A 24,473-nucleotide genomic window follows, 5' to 3' on the forward strand; every position below is an offset into this window, starting at 1 on the left:
TCAAGATTATTTAATCTGGACCCATTTGGACCCGTTGTATTTTAACAAAGGAGATATTTGATTTTCGCGGGAAGTGGTATAATCAAAACCACCCAGCAGGTAGTCGTCCTCCATTTCGCTGTCATATTTCCTGCTCTGGATGCCGCGTGCGAACTGGTCCTTATACTTACTGAGCATTCTGCCGAAAAACAGGAGCTGGTCATACCCCTGATACGAATATACCGACGGAAAGGTATTATTGGCATTCCAGAATGCCTTTTGAAATTCTCTTACCTTATCCTTTTCACGATCGATATAATCCGTTTCGATCAGATACAACCGTGCGCCCAGCTTCCCTGGCTGAGATTGCCGGAGATTGAAACTATTGGCTGTTGCCAGTACCGGAATGTTCGTTAGCTTTCTGCCATTCAGCGTGCTGATCAGATTCGTACCAGCCCCGGGGACGGAGGAGAAAAGCGCCACATGTGAAGGTTTCTGGGTATCGAAAGCAGGAATATTTGTTTCCATAGACTCCCGTTCACCCGTAATTTTAGCCATATTCAGCACCTTTCCGCCATGCTGGCGGACCTCATTTGCATACGCAAAGGCCATGGACGAATCCTTGGAAGTATTACCATAATAAATTGCCGCAGCGAAAGACGGGCCTGCCGATTTCATCCAGCGGGCCGCTTTCTGTACCTGGGAATTAATGGAAGGGTGTGCGAGGTAAACATTCGGTCCGGCTTTCGTAAGGCTTCCATCCGTAGAAAGTGGGTTCAGCATGATCATACTGGCATTGGAAACGTACTTAGCAGTAATGTCAAAAGTGGGTGCATAAAGCGGCCCGATCACCAGATCCGATTCCTGGAAGGCAGGATTTTCAACGATACTTTTCATCAGTTTTTCGTCGGTACTGATGTCATATACAGACAGGTTGACGGTTACGCCCTCTCCCTTAAGTACCTCCCTGGCCTGTAACAGTCCCAGGTAATAGTCGTAGGCAAACTGGTTGGTCCTGCGTTTGGAAGTATTAAACTCTTCGAGCCGGAAAGGTAATAGAACTGAAACATTGAAATAACCCTTCTCCCATTGGGAATCCCGTCTGGGCTTGTTTTTGTCTTTTCCGGTATCTTCATCCTTTTCGGCAGTCGTAATTTTAAATTTCTTCTGCAACTGCTCAGCATAGAAAAAATCGGTCTTGGTGGAAGCAGGAGACTTTTCAATAAACTGCACCACCTCCATGGCCACATCTCTGTCCTCCGGAAATTGCTTCTGGATATTAATCAAAGTAGCCAAGTCCTTAACATCCGAGAGGTAATATTGTTTCATCCCCTGGATATCTTTTAAAAAAGACGTGTCCTTAACTTTATCGAAATACTGAAACCCTTCTTTCCAAAGTCCGGAAGCCAGATGATCGGCCCCAAGCAGATAATAAACTTCGTTACGTTTGTTCCAGTCGGGGTAACGCCCCAGAAGCTGAAGCAACATCTGACGGCTCTCTTTATATCTTTTGGAATGATAGGCAGCCAGCGCATAGTAATAATGGGCATATTCGGAGTAAACCGAAGCAGCACTCAGATTCGTCAGCGGGGCAAGTTTGGTCATCACGGCAGGATATCTCCCGGCTTTGTAGTCTGTGATGGCACCATTGTAAATGCTGTTGTAATGGTCCTTTTTTTGAGCAAGAACAACGCTACCGCTGAAGACGGCAGCAACAACAATTATTACAAAAGAAAATCTCATCAGTAACAGGTTAATTTGGGCGGTCAAATTACGAAAAGGACTAAAACGGAAAGCAAACGGGCAATGTTTCTTTTGGAAACATTGCCCTATTTATACGATAATCCGGTATTTATTATTTCTTTTTAGAGCGTTTCTCTAATTCTGCCTGTTTTTTCTTTGCTTCATCAGCGGCCTGAAGCGACTTTTCCAGGTATTTCTGGAACTTGGTTTGTTTCTTTTCGCCGGAGGCATTTTTCTTACGGTTCTCTTCCAGAATATTTCTGATCTTATCCTCATTTACAAAGCGTTTGATCAGTAATTGCTGGGCAATGGTAACAACATTGGAAACGAAATAATAGAATGTCAAACCAGCAGGGAACGAATTAAGAACAAACATGAACATCACCGGCATTACATAACTCAGGAATTTCATGTTAACAGGCCCCGGTTGTGTCGGTGTCATCTGGTTGTTATAATAAGCATAACCGATACTTGAAACCGTCATCATGATGGTGAACAAACTCACGTGATCGCCGTAAAAAGGAACCTTAAAGGGCAGTTTAATGAACGAATCATAAGTTGATAAGTCTCCAGCCCACAAAAAGGATTGCTGCCTCAATTCGATGAGATTCGGAAAGAGGAAAAACAGCGAAAACAGAATAGGCATGGTTGCCAGAACCGGTACGCAGCCGCTTAACGGACTCACCCCTACCTGCTGGTACAGCTTCATCTGATCCTGCTGCTGCTTGGCCATATCGTCGCCGTTTTTCTGTTTGATTTCTTCCAGTTCAGGGGCAAGCAGCTTCATTTTAGCCATGCTGATGTATGACCTGTAGGTAAGTGGTGTCAGCAGGATTTTAACGATCAGTACCAGGCAAATGATCAGAATACCATAGTTGGAGATAAACTTTTCAAGAAAATTAAACAGCGGGACCAGGAAAAACTTGTTGATCGGCTTAAGGAAAGCATATCCCAGATATACGTTCTGGTCAAAATTCTCGGCCTTCACATTATCCAGGATATGGTAATCGTTAGGCCCGAGGAAGAATTGATAATCTGCCTCTCCTTTCTGAACGGCCAGCATAGGGATAGCTGCCTTTGCACGCATGGTCTTCACGATGACGCTGTCATTAGGATTCACATCTGCCTGTACATCCAGGCTCGTAAATGGATATTTTTCCGAAATAAGACCGGCCAGGAAGTACTTATGTTTTAAGGTAAACCATTTTACAGGTTCGGTTGTCTGCGCCTGTTCGTTGGCTGTTGCACTTGTTGCCAGGCTCTGAAGATCCTGGGTGTAGTAATTAAGCGTCACTACCTCCCGGTTTTTCTGCATGTCATTTTCAAGTTTCAGCAGATCGTTTGCCCAACTGAACTCCACCGATTTGGTATCCAGTCCCACACCGTTGGATTTAATACCGTAGTCGATCACATACCCGCTGCCGTGGACAACATAGGTTTGTTCAACATACTGATTATTTTTAAGGTTAACCCTGTAAGTAATTACAGCCGAATCCTTCTCCGCCAGCGTTTTATTCTCCGCATCCGTGGTAAACATCAGCTCTGTGAGGTTCACATCACCAGTCTTGGTAGGGAATTCAATTGAAAATTTATTGTGATCCTCGGTAATCAGATAAAGCGGTTTCTGGTCATAGGTCTTGTATTTTTTCAACATCAGCTCCTTGATCACCCCGCCCTGGTTTGAAAACACAACTTTTACATCCTGCGTTTCGATCACCACATCCTTTGCTGCAACCGTCTGCCGGGTACTGTCGCCCATTGCTTGTGAGGCTGCTGTTGTATCGGACTTTATGGTATTTTTCACATTTGCTGCGGAGGTGCTCTTCACAACTTGTTCCACCTTGGCTGGTTCTTCCGGTTGAGGAACCAAAATCTGGTAGCCTATCAGCATTAGCATGATTAATACCAAGCCGATTACAAAATTTTTATCCATTCTAAACTTTAATTATTGAAATAACAGACCCTTCATCGGGAGCGCAAAGGTAATAAGTTTTTCCCGATTAGGTCTTTAAACATGATGATTGGTCAGAAATCAGGACACAACTGCCCTCTTCTCCAGTGAATAGGTAAGCGCCGCTTTCACAAAATTGACAAAAAGCGGATGCGGATTCATGACGGTACTTTTCAGTTCGGGGTGAAACTGAACGCCGATGTAGAAAGGATGATTTGGCAATTCCATCATTTCAACCAGCTGATTGTCAGGATTAATACCTGTGGCCAGCAAACCTTTTTCTTCAAAATCCTTCAGATATTTGCTGTTGAACTCATAACGGTGACGGTGACGCTCACTGATATTTACTTTTCCATAGATTTTATGGGCGAGCGAATCCTTTTTCAGCTTGCACGGATAGGCGCCAAGACGCATGGTTCCCCCTTTATTGGAAATATCTTTCTGATCTTCCATCAGGTGAATCACGGGATACTCGGTCGTACGATCCATTTCAACAGAGTGTGCACCCTCCCAGCCAATCACGTTTCTGGCGTATTCAATCACGGCCATCTGCATACCCAGACAGATACCGAAAAACGGTATATTATTCTCACGAACGTATTGAATAGCAGCAATTTTACCGTCGGTACCTCTTTCGCCAAACCCTGGAGCTACCAGCACACCATCCAGGTCAACCAGTTTTTCAACCGCGTTTTCCGGGGTAAGCGTTTCGGAGTGTATCCACTCAATATTGACTTTGCATTCATTGGCGGCGCCCGCGTGTATGAAAGATTCAATAATGGATTTATAAGCATCGTGCAGCTCCACATATTTACCCACCAGGCCAATACGGATAGAATCTACCGGATTTTTCAATCTTGACAGAAACGTTTTCCAGGTATCCAGGTCTACGTCTTTATCATTATAGATATCAAGCATATAAAGCGCCCTCTGGTCAAGACGTTCTCTGAGCATCAGGAGCGGCACGGCGTAAATGGTATCTGCGTCCATGGCCTCTATAACGGAATTGACCTGAACGTTACAAAAAAGTGCAATTTTACGGCGAAGATCGTGCGGAAGCGGATGTTCAGAGCGGCACACCAAGATATCAGGCTGAATTCCCGACTCCTGAAGCATACGTACCGAATGCTGGGTTGGTTTGGTTTTGAGCTCACCAGCCGAGTTAAGATAAGGAATCAGCGTGAGGTGAATCACCAGCGTGTCCTTTTCCTCAAGTTCAAACTTGATCTGACGCACCGCTTCCAGAAAAGGCAATGATTCGATATCCCCTACACAGCCCCCGATTTCAGTAATCACGATATCATAGTCGCCGGTCTGGCCCAACAATAGCATGTTACGTTTGAGTTCGTCCGTAATATGCGGAACGACCTGCACTGTTTTACCAAGAAAATCTCCGCGTCGTTCTGCAGTGATCACATTATGGTAAATCCTGCCGGTTGTCACATTGTTAGCCTGTGATGTCCTGACGTTGAGAAAGCGCTCGTAATGCCCAAGATCCAGGTCGGTTTCTGCACCATCATCTGTTACGTAACACTCACCGTGCTCGTAAGGATTCATGGTACCCGGATCAATATTGAGGTAGGGATCGAATTTTTGGATCGTAACTGAAAGGCCTCTGGCCTGCAGCAATTTAGCTAGTGATGAGGCAATGATTCCTTTGCCGAGTGAAGATGTAACACCGCCCGTAACGAAAATGTACTTAGCGGTCTTTAGTGCTTTGGAAGCCATGAGACGTTGCTTTTTTTCTTGGATTACGGGATACAAAGGTACAGATTAATATGGTCTTTCCTTTCACTCCCGGCCCAAAAAATTTAGCCCGTGTTGCTAACCTGTTGCTATTCTTGCAGGTTATATCTGTAAAAAAACTTTGCAGCAACGACAACCTCATTTTCACGGGAAAAACACCCCGGCCGAATAAACTTTTGGCAAAAACAATATTATACCAATAAAAGCAACGGCTATAACCGGTTATCCTTTTTTATAAAGCCTAAATTGGTATTTTCGCAATCTTCCAAATCTTAAACGAATATTTTTCATAAATCCTGACCATGAAACAAAAGTCTCCTTCCAAAACGCCTCGCCGCCTGTTTTACGGAGTATCCCAGCTTACTTTTCAGGGGACCGAAAAACAGCAGCCCGGGGTAGTGCACCGTTAATCACCCAGGCTTAAACAATGCATTATTACTATTCAATTTTACAGCTAAATCAGTATAAGCAATGAGAAATTTACTGCTTTCCTTTTACTTTACAATACTAATTTTACCCCTTTGCGCAGGTACCCGGTGCAATGAAAATACGATCAGAGTAATTGTATTTGGCGCACATCCTGACGACTGCGACCTGGGTGCGGGAGGAATTGCCTACATGTATGCACAGCTTGGCCATCAGGTTAAATTTGTCTCCCTTACCAATGGTGATATGGGGCACCAGGACATGGGCGGCGGAGAACTTGCCAGGCGCCGTTACAACGAAGCGAAAGAGGCAGGCAGACGCTGGGGTATCCAATATGAGGTACTAGACAATCATGATGGGGAACTATTGCCAACGCTCGAAAACCGGATGAAGGTGATTAAGCTTATCAGAGAATGGCATGCGGATATTGTAATAGCACCACGGACAAATGACTACCACCCCGACCACCGTAATACAGGTGTGCTTGTACAGGATGCCGCTTACCTTGTGATTGTACCCAATATTCTTAGCAGTGTTCCTCCGCTCACAAAAAACCCTGTTTTTTTGTATTTCAGAGACCGTTTCCAGCGGCCCAATCCCTTTCGTCCGGATATAGCGATTGATATAACGGAGATACTTGCTAAAAAAGTGGATGGGCTTGATGCACACGTTTCCCAATTTTATGAGTGGCTTCCCTGGACCAGCCAGGATTTGCAAAATGTTCCTAAAGACCTGGCTGAAAGAAAAAAATGGCTGCTGACGGCAATGGAAAAACGATCCGCGGTAAATCCGGAAATCAAACTTTCCCTTGAAAAATGGTATGGAAAGCAAAGAGCCGAAACGGTGAAACAGGTGGAAGTCTTTGAGATTTGCGAGTACGGCAAACAGCCTTCGGAGCAGGATGTACGCAGGCTCTTTCCGATGATCCGCTGACGGCCATATAACCCCAATTCTTTTAAACAGAACAGAGGCCCGTTCCAGGTATCTTAACCACGGAAGGGCCTCTGTTTTAGGTCAACAGCTGAAAGGCCATCAGGTTAACTACGATAACCTGTCTTTGAAAGACTCGTAGCCGAAGCTCCGTATCAGCCTGAATTTTTGGTCCTTCGTCCACAATCCAATGGAAGGCAAATTAACGCCGTTAAAAGTAGTAGTCTTCACCATAGTATAGTGAATCATGTCCTCAAATATGATTTTATCACCCACCTCAAGAGGCTTATCGAAAGAATAATCCCCCATAAAGTCTCCTGCAAGACACGTCATCCCGCCCATACGGCAGGTATATTTTCCTTCAACAGGCTCCTGATAAGCACCCTTAATTACCGGCTTGTAAGGCATTTCCAGCGTGTCGGGCATGTGTGCAGCAAAAGAAGTATCCAGCACAGCAACCTCAATCCCCTGGCTGTCCATCACGTCCAGTACGGTGGTTACAAGTTCGCCTGTCCGCCAAGCGATGGCCGAACCTGGTTCAAGTATAACTTCCAGATTGTATTTCTCACGGATCGTGCTAACTAAATCAATTAGCTTCGATGTATCGTACCCTTCTCTGGTCATCAAGTGTCCTCCACCCATATTCAGCCATCTGGCCTGATGAAGCAAATCGCCAAAACGTTCTTCCACGGCAGCCAGCGTTCTTTCCAGGGTATAAGAATCATTCTCGCACAAAGTGTGAAAGTGAATCCCCTCAATACCCTCCGGAAGCAGGTCGGGAAGTTTATCGCGGGTTACCCCCAAACGGGAACCAGGTACACAAGGATTGTACATTTCAGTACTCACTTCCGAATATTGCGGGTTAACCCTTATCCCACAGGATAATTCCTGCAGAGGGTTGCTTTTCCTGTAAATTGCCACCCGATCCTTGAAACGCTCCCATTGGCTGAGGGTATTGAATGTAATATGGCTGCTTCTGCTGAGTACCTCCTCAAACTCATTCTCCAGGTATGCCGGGATGTAGGTATGCGCCTGATACCCCATAAAATCGTTGATCAGGCGGATCTCGTTCAGCGAACTGGCCGTGGCACCATGCAGATACTCCTTTACTATAGGAAAAGCACTGTACATGGAGAAACCTTTCAAAGCCAGGATGATCTTGCAGCCTGCCGCTTTTTGCACACTATCTATCAGTTCCAGGTTCTTCCGGAGTAATTCCTCTTCCAGAACAAAACACGGGGACGGTATATCTGAATAATCTATTGGCATTTTATACGTGAAATCAGAAATTGGTAAACAGTTAAAAAGTATTGTTTTCTATTTTTGCGTGCAAAAATAGGCGATTGAAAGTCCAAAAGCCTAGCACTACATTCATTTTCCTTACAACACCAGGTATGGCCTTTTTAGTTTTAGATATAGAAATGACCGGGCCGGAACCCGGCTGGAATGAAATCATACAGATCGGTGCAGAGCTATTTGATGACAACTGGCGCAGCCTGGGTACCTATTTACAAAATGTTTACCCCGAAAACGAAGAGGCCTTTTCGGTAAAATCCGAAGAAATACACGGACTTTCACTGGATGACCTGGAAGATGCACCCATGATTTATGATGTAATTCCGGAGTTTGAAAAATGGATGAAAAAGCTGAATGCGAACCGCCCTAATCTCTCGAACATTATTCTCTGTGGGCAAAGTGTAATTAACGACATCAATTTTCTGAGGTTTGCATACCGTAACGAGAAAATGAAATGGCCCTTTTCCAATAAGATGATCGACCTGCACACGATTTCCTACCTGTTTTTCCAGATCATGGAAAAAAATGGTAAACAAGTACCGCGTTCGCTGAGCCTGGGTTCAGTGGCACAATACTTCGGTTTTGAGAGAGAAAGCGAAACCCATAACGCCCTGGAAGATGCACAGCTAACTGCCAGATGTTTCAAGGAATTCTTCAAACTTATCGACAAGGTTACACTGGTATGATCGACTATAATCCCAAAGACTGGATCAAATATATCTTCTATTTTCAGAAAGGAGATACCGTCAGAAAACTGTCGCCGCTTATTGTAGCCATAGGTATTTATACGGCGGCACTTGCTTACCTGATACTGATTTACCTTCGCATCGGTGAAAACACCGATCTGAAAAATATTTCACTGATGCATTCGCTGCTCGGTTTTGTGATATCCATGTTGCTGGTGTTCCGTACCAATACTGCCTACGACCGCTGGTGGGAAGGCCGCAAGCAATGGGGTGCGCTGATGAATACAAGCCGTAATCTGGCTATTAAAATAAACGCGCTACTGGCGGGAGAATATGAAGAAGAACGCTATTTTTTTAAGAAAATGATTCCTAATTACGCCTATGCACTTAAGAATCATCTGAGAGGCAAATACGTAGCAGAAGAATTTGAAGATTCACCGCTCTTTAAGAAAAGCGCCCTGATACCTTCGGAACACATTCCCAATCAAATCGCCAGCGCCATATATCTGCGCGCCACTGAATTACAAAAAAGAGGAATCCTTCTTCCCGAGCATCTGTTGGTATTAAACAATGACCTGGCATCCTTTACCGACATCTGCGGTGCATGCGAACGCATCAAAAATACCCCTATCCCATTGTCTTACAGTTCATTCATCAAAAAATTCATCTTCATATACTGCCTCACCCTGCCCATTGGTTATGTGTTCAGCCTGCATTTTCTGGTGATCCCGTTTGTAATGTTTGTGTTTTACATCCTGGCAAGCCTTGAAGTCATTGCGGAAGAAATTGAGGATCCTTTCGGAGAAGATTCTAACGACTTACCTATCGAAAGAATCTGTGCGGGTATCCGTTCATCAGCCAAAACGCTGATCTTATAATTTTTTTTAAAAAAATACGGACACCTGCATTTCACCTCACTTTCTAAAAATGCTGAATTTATCATTTAATCAGGATACAAAATGAATCCTGATTTTTGAAAATTTTCATTTTTACGTCATGAAACATGTAAAATTTAACCATATTTTCAATAAAATCACCTTTTTTGGGCATTTTGTACGATTAGACATCTTAAAAAAATATTTGTTTATTGCATAGTACCCCTAGGTACGCAGGTTAATTTATTAACTGATAAACGATCTAAAATCATGCATAAACGAGCATTCATATCCGCTATTCTTCTTTCTGTTGGTCTGGCTATTTCTGCCTCCGCCCAGTCAAAAGTTGATCCCGGTATTTCTACCCACAATTATAAGCACCCGAACAAAGCTGCTCAGGCAAAAGCACAGGGTGAGGGTACAACCATACGAGTATCAAGCATCAGTACAGCAGAGCGTTACAGCAAACAGCAAAATAACAGGTACGTGAGTACAACGCCCAAATACGCTCCACGTCCTAGTACGCTTGTAGTTACAAAATCGTTTGAGCCGGAACCGTTCAATATTAACCCTTTGACTTCCGTACGTAATTACAAAACGTCTCATATAGCGGAGAAAAAAGGAAATTCCGAACTGGCCACTTACAGAAGTACCACGGATTCGACTACCTATCCGACAATTGACTAGATTGTAGATGAATTCAAAAAAGCCGGCACATTTTGTACCGGCTTTTTTGATGCACTGGCTTACCCAAAGTACCCACTTCAGAAGGATATTGTCATACTGGCACGGCTCCAAACCGCCAGGTACATCCGAACAGCAAACGAAAATCGCATCTAGCTGACAAGTTGTTATGCAGCACAGCTTAAACGTCCGAGCTGTACAGTCAGTGATTACTTATTGAAAAGCAAGCCAGTACCTTCCCGGTACTGGCTTTTGCATTTTCCAATGCAAAAAGATTATTAAAGACAGAACGAGACAAAAAAATCGGTTAGGACTGGTGATTTAACCAATTTTTAATTGGTTCTGCTTGTCGTCGATATTTGAATTTCATAATTTCATAAAATGATACCCAGTGAAACGATAGAAGACTTTTACCGAACCCATCCAGCGGCCAAAGGTTTGACCGTCCCCGAGCATCCTCATAAAGATCAGGGTCATTTCAATGTGTTTTCCAGAGTCTTCTGTAATCGATACAATTCCTACAGCCGACGCGACTTCTACAAGATTTCTCTCATTCTGGGAAAAGGTAAGCTTTTCTATGGGAACCAGGAAATAGATATCAACCAGAATGCGCTGATCTTCTTCAACAAGAATGTACCCTATTCCTGGGAATCGGTTTCTAAAAATCAGGATGGTTTTTTCTGCCTTTTTACCGATGAGTTCCTCAATGGAATGGCGCGCTCCAAAACGGTGACCGACTGCCCTATACTTCGGCCTGACACCATTCCTGTTTATTTCATTAATAAGGAACAGGAAACCCATTTGCTTTCCATTTTTGCAAAAATGCACCATGAGATCGAATCCAGTTACATCCATAAATATGACCTCATGCGCAACTATGTAAATGTGGTTGCCCACGAAGCTATGAAAATGCAGCCTTCGGTTCATTATGAATCCATGACCAACGGCTCGCTGCGGATATCCAACCTGTTTCTGGAACTTTTGGAAAGGCAGTTTCCCATTGATTCCCCAGAACATAAACTCCAGCTGAAAACGGCAAGGGATTATGCTACCAGACTAGGGATTCATGTAAATCACCTGAACCGTGCATTAAAAGAAGCTACCGGTAAAACAACCACCGAGCATATCATCGACAGGGTGATTGTGCAGGCTCAGGTGATGCTTCGCCACTCCAACTGGAGTGTGTCCGAAATTGCTTTTTGTCTGGGTTTTGAGTACTCGGCATACTTCAACAACCTTTTTAAGAAGCAACTTGGAGTTACTCCGAAGTACTTCAGGCATGCGGATAGGCAATGATTGTTTGAATTTTATAATTTATTGTTTGAAAACAATAGAGTTTCAAAAATAAACGGTGTTTAACTTTGTCCTGGATTAAAACCTTTGTAGTCCGCTCATTCATCATTTGGTATAAGGTACTATCCAATTATGAATGCTTTTAAAACCGAATCATCAGTATGTCAAAAAAAGGTACTCTCCGGCTGTTGCTATTCCTAGGAATACTGACCGGCGCAAACGGAGCATCCGCACAAATTCTTCCGCTGCGAGAAGCCATAGAAACGGCTCTTGCAAATTATGGCACCATAAAAGCTAAAAACAATCTGCTCAAATCCTCACAATCCATTGTCAATCACAGCCATAAGGAGTATCTGCCTAATTTTAACTTATCCTTGCAGCAGGATTACGGAACCGTTAATGGCCAGAATGGACCCTTATATGGGCTTGGCTTGTCCGTAGCGTCCTCAGGACTGCCCTTACCCAGTCAAAACTGGAATTCGGCGTTTGGTTCGCTCTATCTTACTAATGTCAACTGGGACTTTTTTGCGTTTGGCAGGGCCAGGGAACGCATTAAGGTAGCGCAGACCGCGGTTGCAAGGGATGAAAGTGATCTGGAACAGGAATTGTTTCAGCATAAAATACGGGTGGCAGGGGCCTATCTCAATCTGATAGCCGCTCAGCGGCTCACGCATTCGTGGGAAAAAAACCTGGAGCGAGCCACTTCTCTCCGGACTGTGGTGATTACAAGGGCGAAAAACGGGCTGATCCCGGGGGTGGATTCTTCCCTTGCCAATGCCGAAGTATCCAATGCCAGAATCGCGGTTACCAGGGCGCGGGATTTTGAGCAGGAACAAAGCAACCGGCTTTCAACACTCATGGGCATTGGCGACAAAGCTTTTCAACTGGATACTTCCTTCGTCACGAAGATTCCGGATGCAATAACCCCTGCAAAAACAGCTGTAGGGCATCCCCTTTTGAATTATTATACCAATCGGGTGCATGTGAGCGATCAGCAGGCAAGGTACTTCCAAACGCTGAGTTATCCCACGCTTTCACTTTTCGGGGTATTTCAGGGACGTGGTTCCGGATTCAGTTCCAATTATGCAGTAGACCAGTCGGCCTACAATCACTCCTATCTGGATGGTATCAATCCGGTAAGGGCCAATTATTTGCTGGGCATCGGAATGGTTTGGAACATGACCTCCGTATTACGGGTGAGGGAACAGGTGCGGTCGCAAAAGTATATTTCGGCTGCTCTGCAAAACGAGTATGACCTGCTCAGCCAGCAACTGAGCAACCAGTCGGCTCTTGCTGAAAAGAAGATAAAAAATGCGCTGGATAATTATAATGAAGTACCCACGCAGATGAAAGCCGCTTCGGACGCCTATCTGCAAAAGAGCGTTTTATATAAAAACGGCTTGAGTAACATCGTGGATATTACCCAAGCCCTGTATGCGCTCAACCGCGCTGAAACAGACCGGGATATCGCTTATAGCAACGTGTGGCAGGCGCTGTTATTAAAAGCAGCAGCGGAAGGAGACTTTGGATTATTTATGAATTTATAATGAGTGCCGGCTAGGGCCCTTCAAGCGCCCGATCCCGTAATAACAGGATACTCAACACTTTGTCAACCGGCTATCTGCCCCGGCCACAGCGTGTTCTGGTGTATCATTTAAAAAACCATCTGCACATGGATTTGATTCGTTTCGCCCTACGCAAACCCATTACCATCATGGTAATCGTAGCTGGCCTTTTGTTTTTTGGTATCAACGCCATCAGGAATATCAAGGTAGATATCTTCCCCAAGCTTGACCTACCCGTGATGTACATTGCACACCCTTTTGGAGGATATACTCCCACCCAGATGGAAACCTTTTTTGGCAAACAGTACATTAACATTCTGCTGTATGTAAATGGTATTAAAAATATTGAAACCAAAAATGTACAGGGGCTTACGTTGATGAAGATCAATTTCTACCCTGGCACCAACATGGCCCAGGCTTCTGCCGAGCTGAGCTCTTTCACCAACAGGATCCAGGCCGTGTTTCCGCCAGGCTCCAACCCACCGTTTATTATCCGTTTTGATGCGTCCACGCTACCCGTTGGCCAGTTGGTACTGACAAGTGATAAAAGAACAAATAACGAACTGCTGGACCTGGCTAATGTTTATGTCCGCTCTGGATTTACGGCCATTCCGGGGCTTGTGTCAGCCCCGCCGTTTGGAGGAAACGTCAGGACGGTGGTAGTGAAGGCAGACCCGGAATTACTCCGCTCACACAATATGACCCCCGACCAGCTGGTGGAGGCGCTGCGCCTGAACAACCAGACCGCCCCGTCAGGAAACGTCCGGATTGGCGAGAAAAATTACATCACACCCACTAACACCACCATCCGGAACATCAAGGATTTTGAAAATATCCCCCTGTTCAAAGGTGGCGTTCAGAACTTGTACCTCAGGGACGTTGCCACCGTTGAGGATGGTGCCGATGTAACAGCCGGTTATGCCCTCGTAAATGGGAAAAGGTCTGTTTACCTGAGCATCGCCAAGGGTGCCGATGCATCCACCTGGGAAGTAGTTCAAAACCTGAAAAAAGCTCTTCCTAAAATACAGAGCAACTTACCCGAGGACGTGAAAGTAAGCTATGAATTTGACCAGTCCACCTATGTAATGAATTCTGTCAAAAGCCTTCTGACAGAAGGTGCGATCGGGGCCATTCTTACGGGCCTTATGGTATTACTTTTTCTGGGTGATGCCCGTGGCGCACTGATTGTTATCCTGACGATTCCGACTTCGGTCATTGCCGGAGTTTTGTTCCTCAGTCTCTTCGGCCAAACAATCAATATCATGACGCTCAGCGGATTAGCATTGGCCATTGGTATACTTGTGGATGAAAGTACTGTTACAATCGAGAACATACACCAGCATTTTGATATGGGAAAACCCAAAGCGCTGGCCATCTGGGAAGCTTGTAAGGAAATTGCCTTTCCCAAATTACTAATCCTTTTTTGCATCCTGGCAGTGTTTGCGCCTGCATTCACAATGGGTGGCATCCCTGGTTCTCTTTTCCTTCCGCTGGCCTTATCCATTGGTTTCAGCATGATCGTTTCCTACTTCCTCGCACAGACATTTGTTCCTGTGCTGGCCAACTGGCTTATGAAGGTAAAACATCATAAAAAAACGGACGGAACTGACATGACAGACTCGGAGGAGTTTGCAAATGCGCACCTGAGTCCCAATAGCAGTGTACAAAAAGCAATGCTTGCGGAACGCATGGACAGTAACGGCGACGGGAAGATCAGTGTTTTTGAACGGATTCGTGCCCGGTTTAACCGCTTTATTGAAAGAACGATGCCTTTCAGAAAACCGATCGTCGTTCTTTATCTGGTGGTTACAACGCTGCTGGCAGGGTTTATGCTTAATAAAATTGGTAAAGATGTACTTCCGAAAGTGAATGGCGGGCAATTTCAGGTCCGGCTCAGAGCAGAAGAAGGTACCCGCATAGAAATCACGGAACAAAAAACCCTGAAAACCCTGGAGGTGATCAAACAGATCCTCGGAAAAGAGCATGTATCTGTCACCTCCGCTTATGTGGGACAGCATCCGGGCCTTTTCTCAATCAGCCCCATATACCTGTGGATGTCAGGTCCTCAGGAAGCCGTTATCCAGGTGGCTCTTACCGAGGGTTATCATATTAATATGGATGAACTGAAAGAAAAAATCCGCAAAAAAATAGGTGAAGAAATACCCGATCTTGCCTTATCCTTTGAACCGATTGAACTATCCGACAAAGTATTGAGCCAGGGATCACCCACGCCGATTGAGGTGCGGATGTCCGGCAGAAATAAAAAGCTGAATGAAGAATATGCCGCAAAGATTATAGCCAAACTCAAAGAGATTTCGTACCTCCGAGACGTACAACTGGGGCAGTCTAACAAGTATCCGGCCATCAAAATTGAAGTCGACCGGATCAGGGCTGCTCAATTGGGAGTGGATATGACAGATGTCACAAGGTCTCTGATTACCTCTACTTCCTCGTCCCGCTACACCGATAAAAACATTTGGGTGGATGAAAAAGCCGGATATAGCTACGGCGTGCAGGTACAGGTACCCGAAAACAAAATGACCAGTATCAATGACATCGGGGAAATACCGCTGCTGAAAAATGCTACCAGGCCGGTACTGAGGGATGTGGCAACCATAACACCGGATACTACCTATGGCGAAAATGATAACCTTGGAGCCCTGCCGGTTTTGTCTGTAACGGCCAATCTCAATAATATAGATCTGGGAACGGCCAAAGCCGAGGTACAACAGGCGATAGCTTCTCTGGGAGAGATACCCCGCGGATTAAACGTGGAGTTAATTGGCCTTAGCCAAACGCTCACGGATACGCTGGACAGTTTACAAAACGGCTTAATTGTGGCTATTGTAGTCATATTTTTAATGCTTGCTGCTAACTTTCAGTCGTTTAAAGTTTCGGCCATAGTGCTTGCTACAGTTCCCGCTGTAATACTGGGATCACTGTCCCTGCTCATGCTGACAGGCTCCACACTCAATCTTCAGTCCTATATGGGTATTATAATGTCTGTGGGGGTATCCATTTCCAACGCCGTTTTGTTGATCACCAATGCGGAGCAGCTTCGCGTTCTGAGCGGTAATGCGGTGGTAGCTGCAAAAGAATCAGCATCACTCAGACTGCGGCCCATCGTAATGACAGCTGTGGCTATGGTGGTGGGGATGGTACCCATGGCCAGCGGATTAGGCGAGGCAGGGGATCAGTCTTCTCCGCTTGGCCGTGCCGTAATTGGCGGATTAGTTGCATCCACTTTTGCAGCCTTGTTCATTCTTCCGCTCGTATTTGCATGGGGACAGGCTAAGGCCAGTACGCAGAGTATCTCTCTCGATCCTGAGGATAAAGAAAGCAGATTTTATGTTGAGATTTGAGTTCGGCTGAAGAACTCAGATCTTTGAATGATATATAAATTGATGCGAAAGCACAAACAGCCAACCATCTAATACCTTAAAGATGAACATTATAAAAACAATAGGATTTGTAGGCCTGGTCATCACGGTCAGTGTTACGCTGCAAAATTGCGGGTCCAGCAAGGCCGAGGAGGAGGAAAAGAAAAAACCGGAAGCCTCCGTTATGGAACTGGAGACCTATACCCTTAAAAAGGGAGAAATGACTTCCGAACTGAAGATTCCTGGCGAGCTGGTTGCTTTTCAACAGGTGGACCTGTACGCCAAAGTCAATAGTTTTGTACGGAAACTTTATGTCGACGTAGGTTCGGAAGTAAGCCAGGGCCAACTGCTGGCCTCGATGGAAGCTCCCGAGCTGAATGCCCAGCTTGCCGGTACTGAATCACGTCTGAAATCTCAGGAGGCTGTTTTCCTCGCCAGTAAAGCCAATTACGAGAGGTTACTCGAAACGAGTAAAACACCGGGGACCGTATCTCAGAACGATCTGGATATGGCTTATGCCAAGCAGCAGTCTGACCTTTCCATGCTCGAAGCGGCGAAATCTGCCCGGAAAGAAGTATCCGACAACAAGAACTATCTGGAAATAAGAGCTCCTTTCAGCGGGACCATCAGTGCCCGAAATGTAAGTACCGGTGCCTACGTTGGCCCTTCCGGCAAAGGCTCCGAACTTCCACTTTTTACTTTGGTTGAACAAAAAAAACTGCGTCTGGTGGTAAGTGTACCCGAGGCATATACCGGGTATCTCAAAAATAAAAGCCAGGTAAGTTTCTCCGTGAAGTCATATCCCGACCAGAAATTCAGTGCCAGCGTATCCAGGCTCTCCGGGGCGCTTGACAACCGTTTACGCTCTCAGCGCACGGAAATGGATATTTCCAATACCGATAAAAAATTACTACCCGGCATGATTGCCGAAGTTTCCATTTCACTTGACAATGGGACTGATAAGATTGCAGTACCTCGAAAAGCCGTACTGAATTCTACCAAAGGCGTTTTTATTATCAAGATAGTGAACGGAAAAGCACAGTGGGTACCAGTAAAAACAGGGCGGAGTACTGAAGAGCAAACTGAAATTTATGGCGATGTACAGGAAGGGGACGTTATCGTTAAAACATCTGCTGAGGAAATCCGCGACGGTTCTAATGTAAAAATAAAAGCACAGGCTAATTAGCCCGGTTTTCGTTCAGCACGATTCGTAGCTTGAAGCCGGCCAGATCGGCTTCAACTTCGGTGCAACGGCCACTGCGGTAAGAATAAAGGTTCTGTTTACCGTCAGGAAGCGTAACCTGATAACGTTGCTCCGATAACTTTTTAACGCTGCACATTTGTCCGAAACGCTCAGAATATACCTCCCTCATCTCTCCGGGTTCCTGATAAAAAAGTGTAGAAACGGTGTTGTGGATTGGATAATTAAGCCTTTTCGTTTGCGTTACATGATCTTTCTTTTCCGAAAACAATACTTCATAAACATGACCCGCCTTGATATCTGTACGCGTTTTTTCCTTTAAATCCCCGTTGACATAATGGGTGGATACCGATGAAACCAGCTTCCCTCCCTCAAACGAGCTCTGACTGCTGAATTTTCCTGAGTGGAACAGAAACTTAAATTCGGACTCAACACGCTGAACCCGGATATCATTTTTAGGCTGTATCCTGTATACCCTTAAGGAACCAACAGTTTTTCCAGCCACACTGACGTTGTAAACATCGGTCTGGGCAAATCCACAATGGATCGTGGCTGTCATTCCAACCCATAAAGCAAAAGTAAACCGGCTTAACTGCCTCAAGTCAGACTTCATGTCCCGTGATTTTTTCATAACAACAATAATCAACAGTTGCTATACTGCAATTATTGTTCCCATGAAGTTATGAATTCCCTTTCAATATTTATCAGACTCAGAAAATCCAACGGGATTGTTTTTTATCTATCGGTTAAAAAAAGCCAAAGAGGCAGCTAACGCCGGTTGAAAATCAACTTTGTATGTCAGAACGCCCCAAATTTGAGGGTAACATTGTACGAAATATTGCTGAGATCTGCGTCAGACAAACCGTTACCTTTTGCACCAAATGCCCGTCGATACGATACACCAGGGCTAAACCTCATCCATTTAAAAAGATTAAACTCCACCTGTGCTCCGGGTTCCATCAGGAAGAAAAACTTAGGATCCTCCTGGTCATCCCAGTCAAAATGATCCCAATCGTCCCAGTGTTCAACATCACGGCGGTCGTACTGCATTGTAAATCCTGAACCTGTGAGCAGATTCACAGTAAAATGTACCTTTTTGGTAGAGGCAATCACGTATTCGGTCATCAAACCAAACTGTCCGTACTGGTAGGTCATCTTAGCTTCCGGGAAATTAATTGCCTGATCGGGTACCGGAATGTAGTTGGTGGTGGCAGCCGCCCCAATTCCCAGCATAAATTTGCGGTTGATAAACCAGCCTCCGTAGATGCCGGGCATGTTGGCAAACTCGCCGTTAATGGTTGTAAACTTATTGGATATGGCGGCATAACCGCCGGAATGCTGTATTCCTTTATTCACAAACAAGGTTTGGTTCTCCTGTCCGTAAGATGTAAATGCCATCAAAAGGCCGCAGCCTAAAATGAGTTTGGATAATTTAGTTTTCATGATATCTGAGTTTTTTGGTGCTCTGACAATTCAAAAACGTATCCCCCCTATTGTTGCTATTATTTTTTAAATTATTTGACCTGATAAAAATCCAGTTGCTGTATCAAAGCCGGATTCTCAGGAGAGAGCGTGAAATAGACCTCCATTTTCCCCATTTTGCCCGTCATCAAAAAGGTACCCCGCAGATTGTTTTCCGCCGTCATTTCGGAAACATCGACGATCTCACCAATGGATGCAAAAATCTTATCCGTCACATTCTTCCTGTGCTGCAATGATTTATCCGGGAAAAAGTTTTCTGCAAATATTCCGCTGTTCTCTGCCCCACGCCAGGTTGGCAGTAATTTCACCAATTCATTTTTGCGCTGATTTAGGACTGTGGAAACTGCCACAGGCCTTGGTTCGAGCCCGGCCATTGCTATAAGTGTATCCAGTACCATATTATTAATAGAAGCCATACCCGCATAGGTACGATTGGCATGGGCAATCACCCCGATCCCGTATTCGGGTAATATCTGCCACTGGCTTCCGAAACCGGGCAATCCGCCGGTATGTCCAATAGAGACCCTGTCGCGGCAGTCCTTGCTCCATCTTAAACCATATCCGTAAGCTGATACCATGGGACATACCCGGCCATCGGGAAATTTATAGTTCAGATTAAGCGTATTGAAATTCCATGGATGCTGCATTTCCCGTACGTCTGCCCTTTTAACTGGGCCCTTTTCCGCGTCAGAACTTGGAGGCCATACAGACAGATGAAATGCTACATACTTACTATAATCTTCGATGGACGTGATCAGCCCCCCCATCGCTCCATAGGTTCCGTCATGCAACAGTTCCTCTTCCTTCCATACCTCGTCCTCAAACCGGTAACCATGCGCAAGCATCGAAACAGGTGCTTTGCTGTACTCCCAGATGGTATGTGTCATGCCAAGCGGCTTAAATATTTTCTCATTGATATAGTCCTGATAAGGCCTGCCCGAAAGCTGGGTAATGATCCTGCCCAAGAGCGCAAACCCAAGGTTACTGTATTCATAAGTTGTACCGGGGGCATTGGAAAACGATATACCCTTTTTGATCAGTGCAATCAGTTCGTCGTCATGAGAATCCAGCTGACGGTCACCCCAGGGATTATCTTCCGGAAAACCGGCAGCATGGGTCAGCAAATGCCGGATGGTAATGGCAGGTGCATCCATGGTAATGCCGGGCATATCTTTAAGCTCAGGTATGTAGAGGTAAGCCGGATCATCCAGTTTCAGTTTTCCTTCATTTCTAAGCGCCAGAATCCCCATGGCCGTCACGCTTTTGGACATCGATGCTATCCTGAAAAGGCTTTTACCCGTTGCCGGCACTGCCGTTTTCAATTCGGAATAACCATAACCACCCGAATACAACAGCACGCCGTCCACCACGATACCATAAGCCAGGCCTGGAAAATGATTTTTTACCGCATACTCGTTGTAAAGCTTTTCGATGACCGGCATAGCTGCCATTATCCTTTTATTCCGTTCCGAGCCAGAGAGAGTATGCTGCGCAGGAGCCCGAAGTGCGAGGAAAACAAGCAGTGTGAAGAAACAGTATTTCATAAGGAGCGAGAAAATTGTGTGTGTGAAGATAATAAAAGCAAAGGACTTGGCCGCTTGGCCGCAGGATATTTGACCATTTTCCAAAAGTATAGGAAGAGTACCCGAAAATCTGATCTAAACCATTCTACAAAAAATAACATTTCTTCATTTTGTACAACAAGTACATTTTAATATTATTTAAAAAGTACAACGAAATGAAATTATTTGATTTCAAAAAGCGTTAATTTTGCATCAGATTAAGATATAAGAAAAAGAAGAGTGCAAAAAGTAAAACACGCGACAAACTCGATTATTAAAATAGTCATAAAAATAAAATATGAATCACAAGTTTGGATTAACTCCCGGACATAAATTTCCACTCCTATGAATTACTCAATTTTAGCCCCATCTCAATCCAGAAAGTTCCTCCGCATGGCGGTGGCCGCTTTCTTCTTTGTACAAGGACTGAGCTTTGCGGCCTGGGCTAGTCGGATACCTGACATTAAAAATATGCTTCACCTTACCGAAGGCGGACTGGGTACTGTATTACTGGCTCTCCCGTTGGGTTTAATGGCCAGCTTACCTATTTCCGGCTGGATGGTAACCCATTACGGAAGCAGAAAAATGGTGCTGATCGGAGCGGTACTGTATGCTATCACCCTCACCTGCATCGGCTTTGTAAGCCGCACCGAACAACTTGTGATCGTACTCTTTGCATTCGGGCTTTGGGGTAACCTCACAAACATTGCAGTCAACACCCAGGCTGTTGCCGTTGAACAGGTTTATGGAAAGTCGATCATGGCTTCCTTCCACGGATTGTGGAGTCTTGCTGGTTTTGTGAGTGCGATGATCGGTTCCTTGTTCATCTCTATCAGCATTCCGCCGCAAATTCACTTCATTTTCATAGCAATTGCTGCATTGGCCGTTATTACAATGGCCTACAAACACACCATGCCCGATTCCAGTAAAAGCGAGGGAGAGGAACAACCGATGTTCGTAAAACCCGACCGTGACCTGCTTACCCTTGGACTTATCGGCTTTTGTGCTATGGTTTGTGAAGGTGCCATGTTCGACTGGAGCGGTGTGTATTTTCAGGAGGCAGTTCACGTTCCATCCAACATGACCACCCTTGGTTATGTAGCGTTTATGGCTACTATGACCGGCGGGCGTTTCACCGGTGACTGGCTTGCCAACCGCATCGGAAGAAGAAAAATGCTGCAACTGAGCGGGGTATTAATGGCAACAGGACTGGCCATAGCAGTTTTCTTTCCGTACCTGGTTAGTGCAACATTCGGTTTCTTACTGGTTGGTTTCGGAGTTTCCTCTGTGGTACCATTGGTGTACAGTGCTGCGGGACGATCTACCACCATGTCGGCCGGTATGGCACTTGCAGCAGTTTCATCCATCAGTTTCATAGGGTTCCTGATTGGCCCACCGCTGATCGGTATCGTTGCTCAATTTGCTGATCTGCGCTGGTCATTTGCGATCGTCGGCATACTGGCATCCATGACCGCCGTACTTTCCTCCAAAGCCAGGTTGATCCAATAATTTTTCTGGTAAAGATTTTAGGAGTAAAAGGATAGCCTCACCGCTATCCTTTTTTCATTTATAAATAAGCTCAAATGAAACGACTGATCATTTTATCCGGAATCCTGATTTCAATGGTGTCAGGTGTGCTGGCACAACAAGACACATTGCGACGCCTGGATATCAACCTGGAAAATTATCCCTATCCGTTTCCTGTTTCCTACCTGGATATCCAGTCCCAGGGGCAAAAAATCCGTATGGCCTACATGGATGTCCAGCCCGCTGCACCTAACGACCGGATCATTTTTTTACTGCATGGCAAAAACTTCAATGGAGCCTACTGGGAAGAGACCGCAAAATACCTTTCCAAATTAGGTTTCCGGGTCGTTATACCGGATCAAATCGGTTTCGGAAAATCTTCCAAACCGGCACATTACCAATATTCCTTTCATCTGCTGGCGTCCAATACAAAGCTCATTCTGGACCACCTGAATCTGAAATCAGTGATTGTGCTGGGTCACTCCATGGGAGGAATGGTTGCTGCCAGATTTACGCTGATGTACCCGGAAATGGTATCCAGGCTGATTCTTGAAAATCCGATCGGACTGGAAGATTATAAACTGAAGGTACCCTTCCAAAGCGTCGATAAATGGTATCAGACCGAATTAAAAGCTGATTTCAACTCCATCAAAAAATACCAGCTTACCAGTTACTACGACAATAAATGGAAGCCCGAATACGACCAATGGGTTAATTTGCTTGCCGGATGGACACTGAATAAAAAAGACTACCCCAGAATTGCCTGGAATTCCGCACTGACATACGACATGATTTACACGCAGCCTGTTTGTTATGAATTTGAAAAGATAAGAACCTCTACTCTTTTGATTATCGGCCAGAGAGACAGAAGTGCGGTAGGCAAAAATCTTGCTCCCGAATCGGTCCGGTCATCTTTGGGAGACTATCCCGCTTTGGGAAAACTGACCCAAAGCAAAATCAAAAACAGCGAGCTTGCAGAACTTGACAATATAGGACACCTGCCTCATATCGAGAACTTTGAGAAATTCATCGCCCCTCTGATAAAATTTCTGGAGAAATAAAAGACCGGGCAGGAGTTACTGCCCGATCTCACTTACAACACGAACTGTTTCAGATAATTACGACTGGTAAGAATAGCAGTGGTTACATCTGTTACATTACCCTCGTAAGCTTTGTCTTCTACTTCAATCACCACCGGTCCGCGGTATCTGACGTCGGTTAAAGCCGCAAAAAATCCCCGCCAGTTCACATCACCCAGGCCTGGCAATTTTGGCGAATGATATTCCAGCGGATTTGCCATGATCCCCACCCTGTCCAGCTTTTCCCTGTACAGTTTGGCATCCTTCAAGTGGATATGATGCAGACGGTCCTTGTAGGCATAAATAGGCTTAATTTCGTCCATCATCTGCCATATCATGTGCGAAGGATCATAATTAAGACCAAAAAGAGGACTGGGTATAATCTCGAACATCCGGTCCCAGACGGCAGGGCTGATCGCCAGATTTTTTCCTCCCGGCCATTCATCTTCGGTAAAAAACATCGGGCAGTTTTCGATACCTATTTTGATGTTACACTCCTCAGCAACCTTTATAACCGCCGGCCATGTATCTGCAAAACGGGCCAGATTCTCCTTGATACTTTTAAACTGGTCACGGCCAATGAAAGTGGTAACCACAGGTATCCCCAGCTTGGCGGCCGCCCGGATCACCTGTTTGATATGTTCCAGAAAAAATTCTGATCTATTGGGATCCGGATCCAGCGGATTGGGATAATACCCCAGCGCCGAGATGGAAATATTCGCTTGCTTGAGGTTATATTTAATCTCGGCAACCTTCCGGTCGGTAAGATTATGGACATCAATATGGCTGACACCGGCATACCTGCGACTATCCGAATTATCTGCCGGCCAGCACATCACCTCGATACAGGAAAAACCGTGGTTACCCGCAAACTGAATTACATGTTCCAGGCCAAAATCAGCCAGTATAGCACTTACAAATCCTAATTTGAGCATATTTTTAAAGTTATAGACCTTCGTATCCAAGCGGAATGCTTCCTTAACGATCCGTGAAAATAATAATATGAAGACAGGGTTAAAAATTTCATCAATTATTTACCGGACTTCATCCATCCCCGCAGCCATTTGT

The 24,473-nt window shown here is 45.2% G+C and carries 18 protein-coding genes; 10 read left to right on the forward strand and 8 right to left on the reverse strand.

The features are described 5' to 3' along the window. Positions 1-6 precede the first annotated feature (6 nt). From KOE27_RS09190 to KOE27_RS09200, 3 genes are all read right to left on the reverse strand, one after another. The gene (locus KOE27_RS09190; protein ID WP_215238596.1) at positions 7-1,722 is read right to left on the reverse strand and encodes an ABC transporter substrate-binding protein; all 1,716 of its coding nucleotides are present in this window, start codon (positions 1,720-1,722) and stop codon (positions 7-9) included. 112 nt (positions 1,723-1,834) lie between these two features. After that, complete coding sequence (yidC, locus tag KOE27_RS09195; protein WP_215238597.1) at positions 1,835-3,655, reverse strand: membrane protein insertase YidC; 1,821 nt, start codon at positions 3,653-3,655, stop codon at positions 1,835-1,837. Positions 3,656-3,754: 99 nt separating this feature from the next. After that, the gene (locus KOE27_RS09200; RefSeq protein WP_215238598.1) at positions 3,755-5,401 is read right to left on the reverse strand and encodes a CTP synthase; all 1,647 of its coding nucleotides are present in this window, start codon (positions 5,399-5,401) and stop codon (positions 3,755-3,757) included. A gap of 489 nt (positions 5,402-5,890) precedes the next feature. Here KOE27_RS09200 and KOE27_RS09205 point away from each other — a divergent pair, with 489 nt between their 5' ends. Further along, a complete protein-coding gene (locus KOE27_RS09205; RefSeq protein ID WP_215238599.1) occupies positions 5,891-6,778 on the forward strand; it encodes a PIG-L deacetylase family protein in 888 nt (295 codons plus the stop codon). A 108-nt stretch (positions 6,779-6,886) separates the two neighbouring features. On the opposite strand, the gene nspC is transcribed toward KOE27_RS09205, so the two are convergent. Further along, entirely contained in the window at positions 6,887-8,044 is a 1,158-nt protein-coding gene (gene nspC / locus KOE27_RS09210) for a carboxynorspermidine decarboxylase (protein ID WP_215238600.1), read from the reverse strand. A gap of 125 nt (positions 8,045-8,169) precedes the next feature. On the opposite strand from nspC, the gene KOE27_RS09215 reads away from it, so the two are divergent. From KOE27_RS09215 to KOE27_RS09245, 7 genes are all read left to right on the forward strand, one after another. Next, entirely contained in the window at positions 8,170-8,757 is a 588-nt protein-coding gene (locus KOE27_RS09215; protein WP_215238601.1) for a 3'-5' exonuclease, read from the forward strand. Next, entirely contained in the window at positions 8,754-9,635 is an 882-nt protein-coding gene (locus KOE27_RS09220) for a bestrophin family protein (RefSeq protein WP_215238602.1), read from the forward strand. The genes KOE27_RS09215 and KOE27_RS09220 overlap by 4 nt, the downstream gene beginning before the upstream one ends. 267 nt (positions 9,636-9,902) lie before the next feature. Further along, on the forward strand, positions 9,903-10,319 hold the full coding sequence (locus KOE27_RS09225) for a hypothetical protein (protein ID WP_215238603.1): 417 nt from the start codon (positions 9,903-9,905) through the stop codon (positions 10,317-10,319). A gap of 378 nt (positions 10,320-10,697) precedes the next feature. Beyond that, complete coding sequence (locus KOE27_RS09230) at positions 10,698-11,612, forward strand: helix-turn-helix domain-containing protein (RefSeq protein WP_215238604.1); 915 nt, start codon at positions 10,698-10,700, stop codon at positions 11,610-11,612. 158 nt (positions 11,613-11,770) lie between these two features. Next, positions 11,771-13,156, forward strand: coding sequence for a TolC family protein (locus KOE27_RS09235; RefSeq protein WP_215238605.1), 1,386 nt, complete (start codon positions 11,771-11,773; stop codon positions 13,154-13,156). A gap of 125 nt (positions 13,157-13,281) precedes the next feature. Continuing rightward, entirely contained in the window at positions 13,282-16,536 is a 3,255-nt protein-coding gene (locus KOE27_RS09240; RefSeq protein ID WP_215238606.1) for an efflux RND transporter permease subunit, read from the forward strand. An 82-nt stretch (positions 16,537-16,618) separates the two neighbouring features. Continuing rightward, positions 16,619-17,740, forward strand: coding sequence for an efflux RND transporter periplasmic adaptor subunit (locus KOE27_RS09245; RefSeq protein WP_215238607.1), 1,122 nt, complete (start codon positions 16,619-16,621; stop codon positions 17,738-17,740). Here the strand turns inward: KOE27_RS09245 and KOE27_RS09250 are convergent. The 3 genes from KOE27_RS09250 to KOE27_RS09260 all read right to left on the reverse strand — a co-directional run bounded on the left by KOE27_RS09250 (position 17,733) and on the right by KOE27_RS09260 (position 20,781). After that, entirely contained in the window at positions 17,733-18,386 is a 654-nt protein-coding gene (locus KOE27_RS09250; RefSeq protein ID WP_229252718.1) for a DUF6134 family protein, read from the reverse strand. The two genes, KOE27_RS09245 and KOE27_RS09250, sit on opposite strands and share 8 nt — an antisense overlap. Positions 18,387-18,553: 167 nt before the next feature. Then, positions 18,554-19,198 (reverse strand): hypothetical protein, encoded by a 645-nt coding sequence (locus KOE27_RS09255; RefSeq protein ID WP_215238608.1) that lies wholly within the window; start codon positions 19,196-19,198, stop codon positions 18,554-18,556. Positions 19,199-19,269: 71 nt separating this feature from the next. Beyond that, the gene (locus KOE27_RS09260; protein ID WP_215238609.1) at positions 19,270-20,781 is read right to left on the reverse strand and encodes a serine hydrolase domain-containing protein; all 1,512 of its coding nucleotides are present in this window, start codon (positions 20,779-20,781) and stop codon (positions 19,270-19,272) included. Positions 20,782-21,144: 363 nt separating this feature from the next. Here KOE27_RS09260 and KOE27_RS09265 point away from each other — a divergent pair, with 363 nt between their 5' ends. Continuing rightward, on the forward strand, positions 21,145-22,308 hold the full coding sequence (locus KOE27_RS09265; RefSeq protein ID WP_215238610.1) for an MFS transporter: 1,164 nt from the start codon (positions 21,145-21,147) through the stop codon (positions 22,306-22,308). 74 nt (positions 22,309-22,382) lie between these two features. Continuing rightward, positions 22,383-23,387, forward strand: a complete 1,005-nt coding sequence (locus KOE27_RS09270) for an alpha/beta fold hydrolase (RefSeq protein WP_215238611.1) — start codon at positions 22,383-22,385, stop codon at positions 23,385-23,387. 32 nt (positions 23,388-23,419) lie between these two features. Here KOE27_RS09270 and KOE27_RS09275 read toward each other — a convergent pair whose 3' ends face one another. Beyond that, positions 23,420-24,340 carry a sugar phosphate isomerase/epimerase family protein gene (locus KOE27_RS09275; RefSeq protein ID WP_215238612.1) on the reverse strand — a complete coding sequence of 307 codons (921 nt, stop codon included), beginning with the start codon at positions 24,338-24,340 and terminating at the stop codon, positions 23,420-23,422. Between the last annotated feature and the right edge of the window lie 133 nt (positions 24,341-24,473).

The sequence above is a fragment of the Dyadobacter sp. CECT 9275 genome, assembly GCF_907164905.1.
Classification (GTDB): Bacteria; Bacteroidota; Bacteroidia; order Cytophagales; family Spirosomataceae; genus Dyadobacter; species Dyadobacter helix.

What these genes read in the sequence shown, in the direction of transcription:
- KOE27_RS09250 (WP_229252718.1), bottom strand. Translation starts at nt 18,386, where the DNA reads ATGAAAAAATCACGGGACATGAAGTCTGACTTGAGGCAGTTAAGCCGG.
- KOE27_RS09230 (WP_215238604.1), top strand. Translation starts at nt 10,698, where the DNA reads ATGATACCCAGTGAAACGATAGAAGACTTTTACCGAACCCATCCAGCG.
- KOE27_RS09260 (WP_215238609.1), bottom strand. Translation starts at nt 20,781, where the DNA reads ATGAAATACTGTTTCTTCACACTGCTTGTTTTCCTCGCACTTCGGGCT.
- KOE27_RS09205 (WP_215238599.1), top strand. Translation starts at nt 5,891, where the DNA reads ATGAGAAATTTACTGCTTTCCTTTTACTTTACAATACTAATTTTACCC.
- KOE27_RS09245 (WP_215238607.1), top strand. Translation starts at nt 16,619, where the DNA reads ATGAACATTATAAAAACAATAGGATTTGTAGGCCTGGTCATCACGGTC.
- nspC (WP_215238600.1), bottom strand. Translation starts at nt 8,044, where the DNA reads ATGCCAATAGATTATTCAGATATACCGTCCCCGTGTTTTGTTCTGGAA.
- KOE27_RS09265 (WP_215238610.1), top strand. Translation starts at nt 21,145, where the DNA reads ATGAATTACTCAATTTTAGCCCCATCTCAATCCAGAAAGTTCCTCCGC.
- KOE27_RS09275 (WP_215238612.1), bottom strand. Translation starts at nt 24,340, where the DNA reads ATGCTCAAATTAGGATTTGTAAGTGCTATACTGGCTGATTTTGGCCTG.
- KOE27_RS09190 (WP_215238596.1), bottom strand. Translation starts at nt 1,722, where the DNA reads ATGAGATTTTCTTTTGTAATAATTGTTGTTGCTGCCGTCTTCAGCGGT.
- yidC (WP_215238597.1), bottom strand. Translation starts at nt 3,655, where the DNA reads ATGGATAAAAATTTTGTAATCGGCTTGGTATTAATCATGCTAATGCTG.
- KOE27_RS09215 (WP_215238601.1), top strand. Translation starts at nt 8,170, where the DNA reads ATGGCCTTTTTAGTTTTAGATATAGAAATGACCGGGCCGGAACCCGGC.
- KOE27_RS09200 (WP_215238598.1), bottom strand. Translation starts at nt 5,401, where the DNA reads ATGGCTTCCAAAGCACTAAAGACCGCTAAGTACATTTTCGTTACGGGC.
- KOE27_RS09255 (WP_215238608.1), bottom strand. Translation starts at nt 19,198, where the DNA reads ATGAAAACTAAATTATCCAAACTCATTTTAGGCTGCGGCCTTTTGATG.
- KOE27_RS09220 (WP_215238602.1), top strand. Translation starts at nt 8,754, where the DNA reads ATGATCGACTATAATCCCAAAGACTGGATCAAATATATCTTCTATTTT.
- KOE27_RS09270 (WP_215238611.1), top strand. Translation starts at nt 22,383, where the DNA reads ATGAAACGACTGATCATTTTATCCGGAATCCTGATTTCAATGGTGTCA.
- KOE27_RS09240 (WP_215238606.1), top strand. Translation starts at nt 13,282, where the DNA reads ATGGATTTGATTCGTTTCGCCCTACGCAAACCCATTACCATCATGGTA.
- KOE27_RS09235 (WP_215238605.1), top strand. Translation starts at nt 11,771, where the DNA reads ATGTCAAAAAAAGGTACTCTCCGGCTGTTGCTATTCCTAGGAATACTG.
- KOE27_RS09225 (WP_215238603.1), top strand. Translation starts at nt 9,903, where the DNA reads ATGCATAAACGAGCATTCATATCCGCTATTCTTCTTTCTGTTGGTCTG.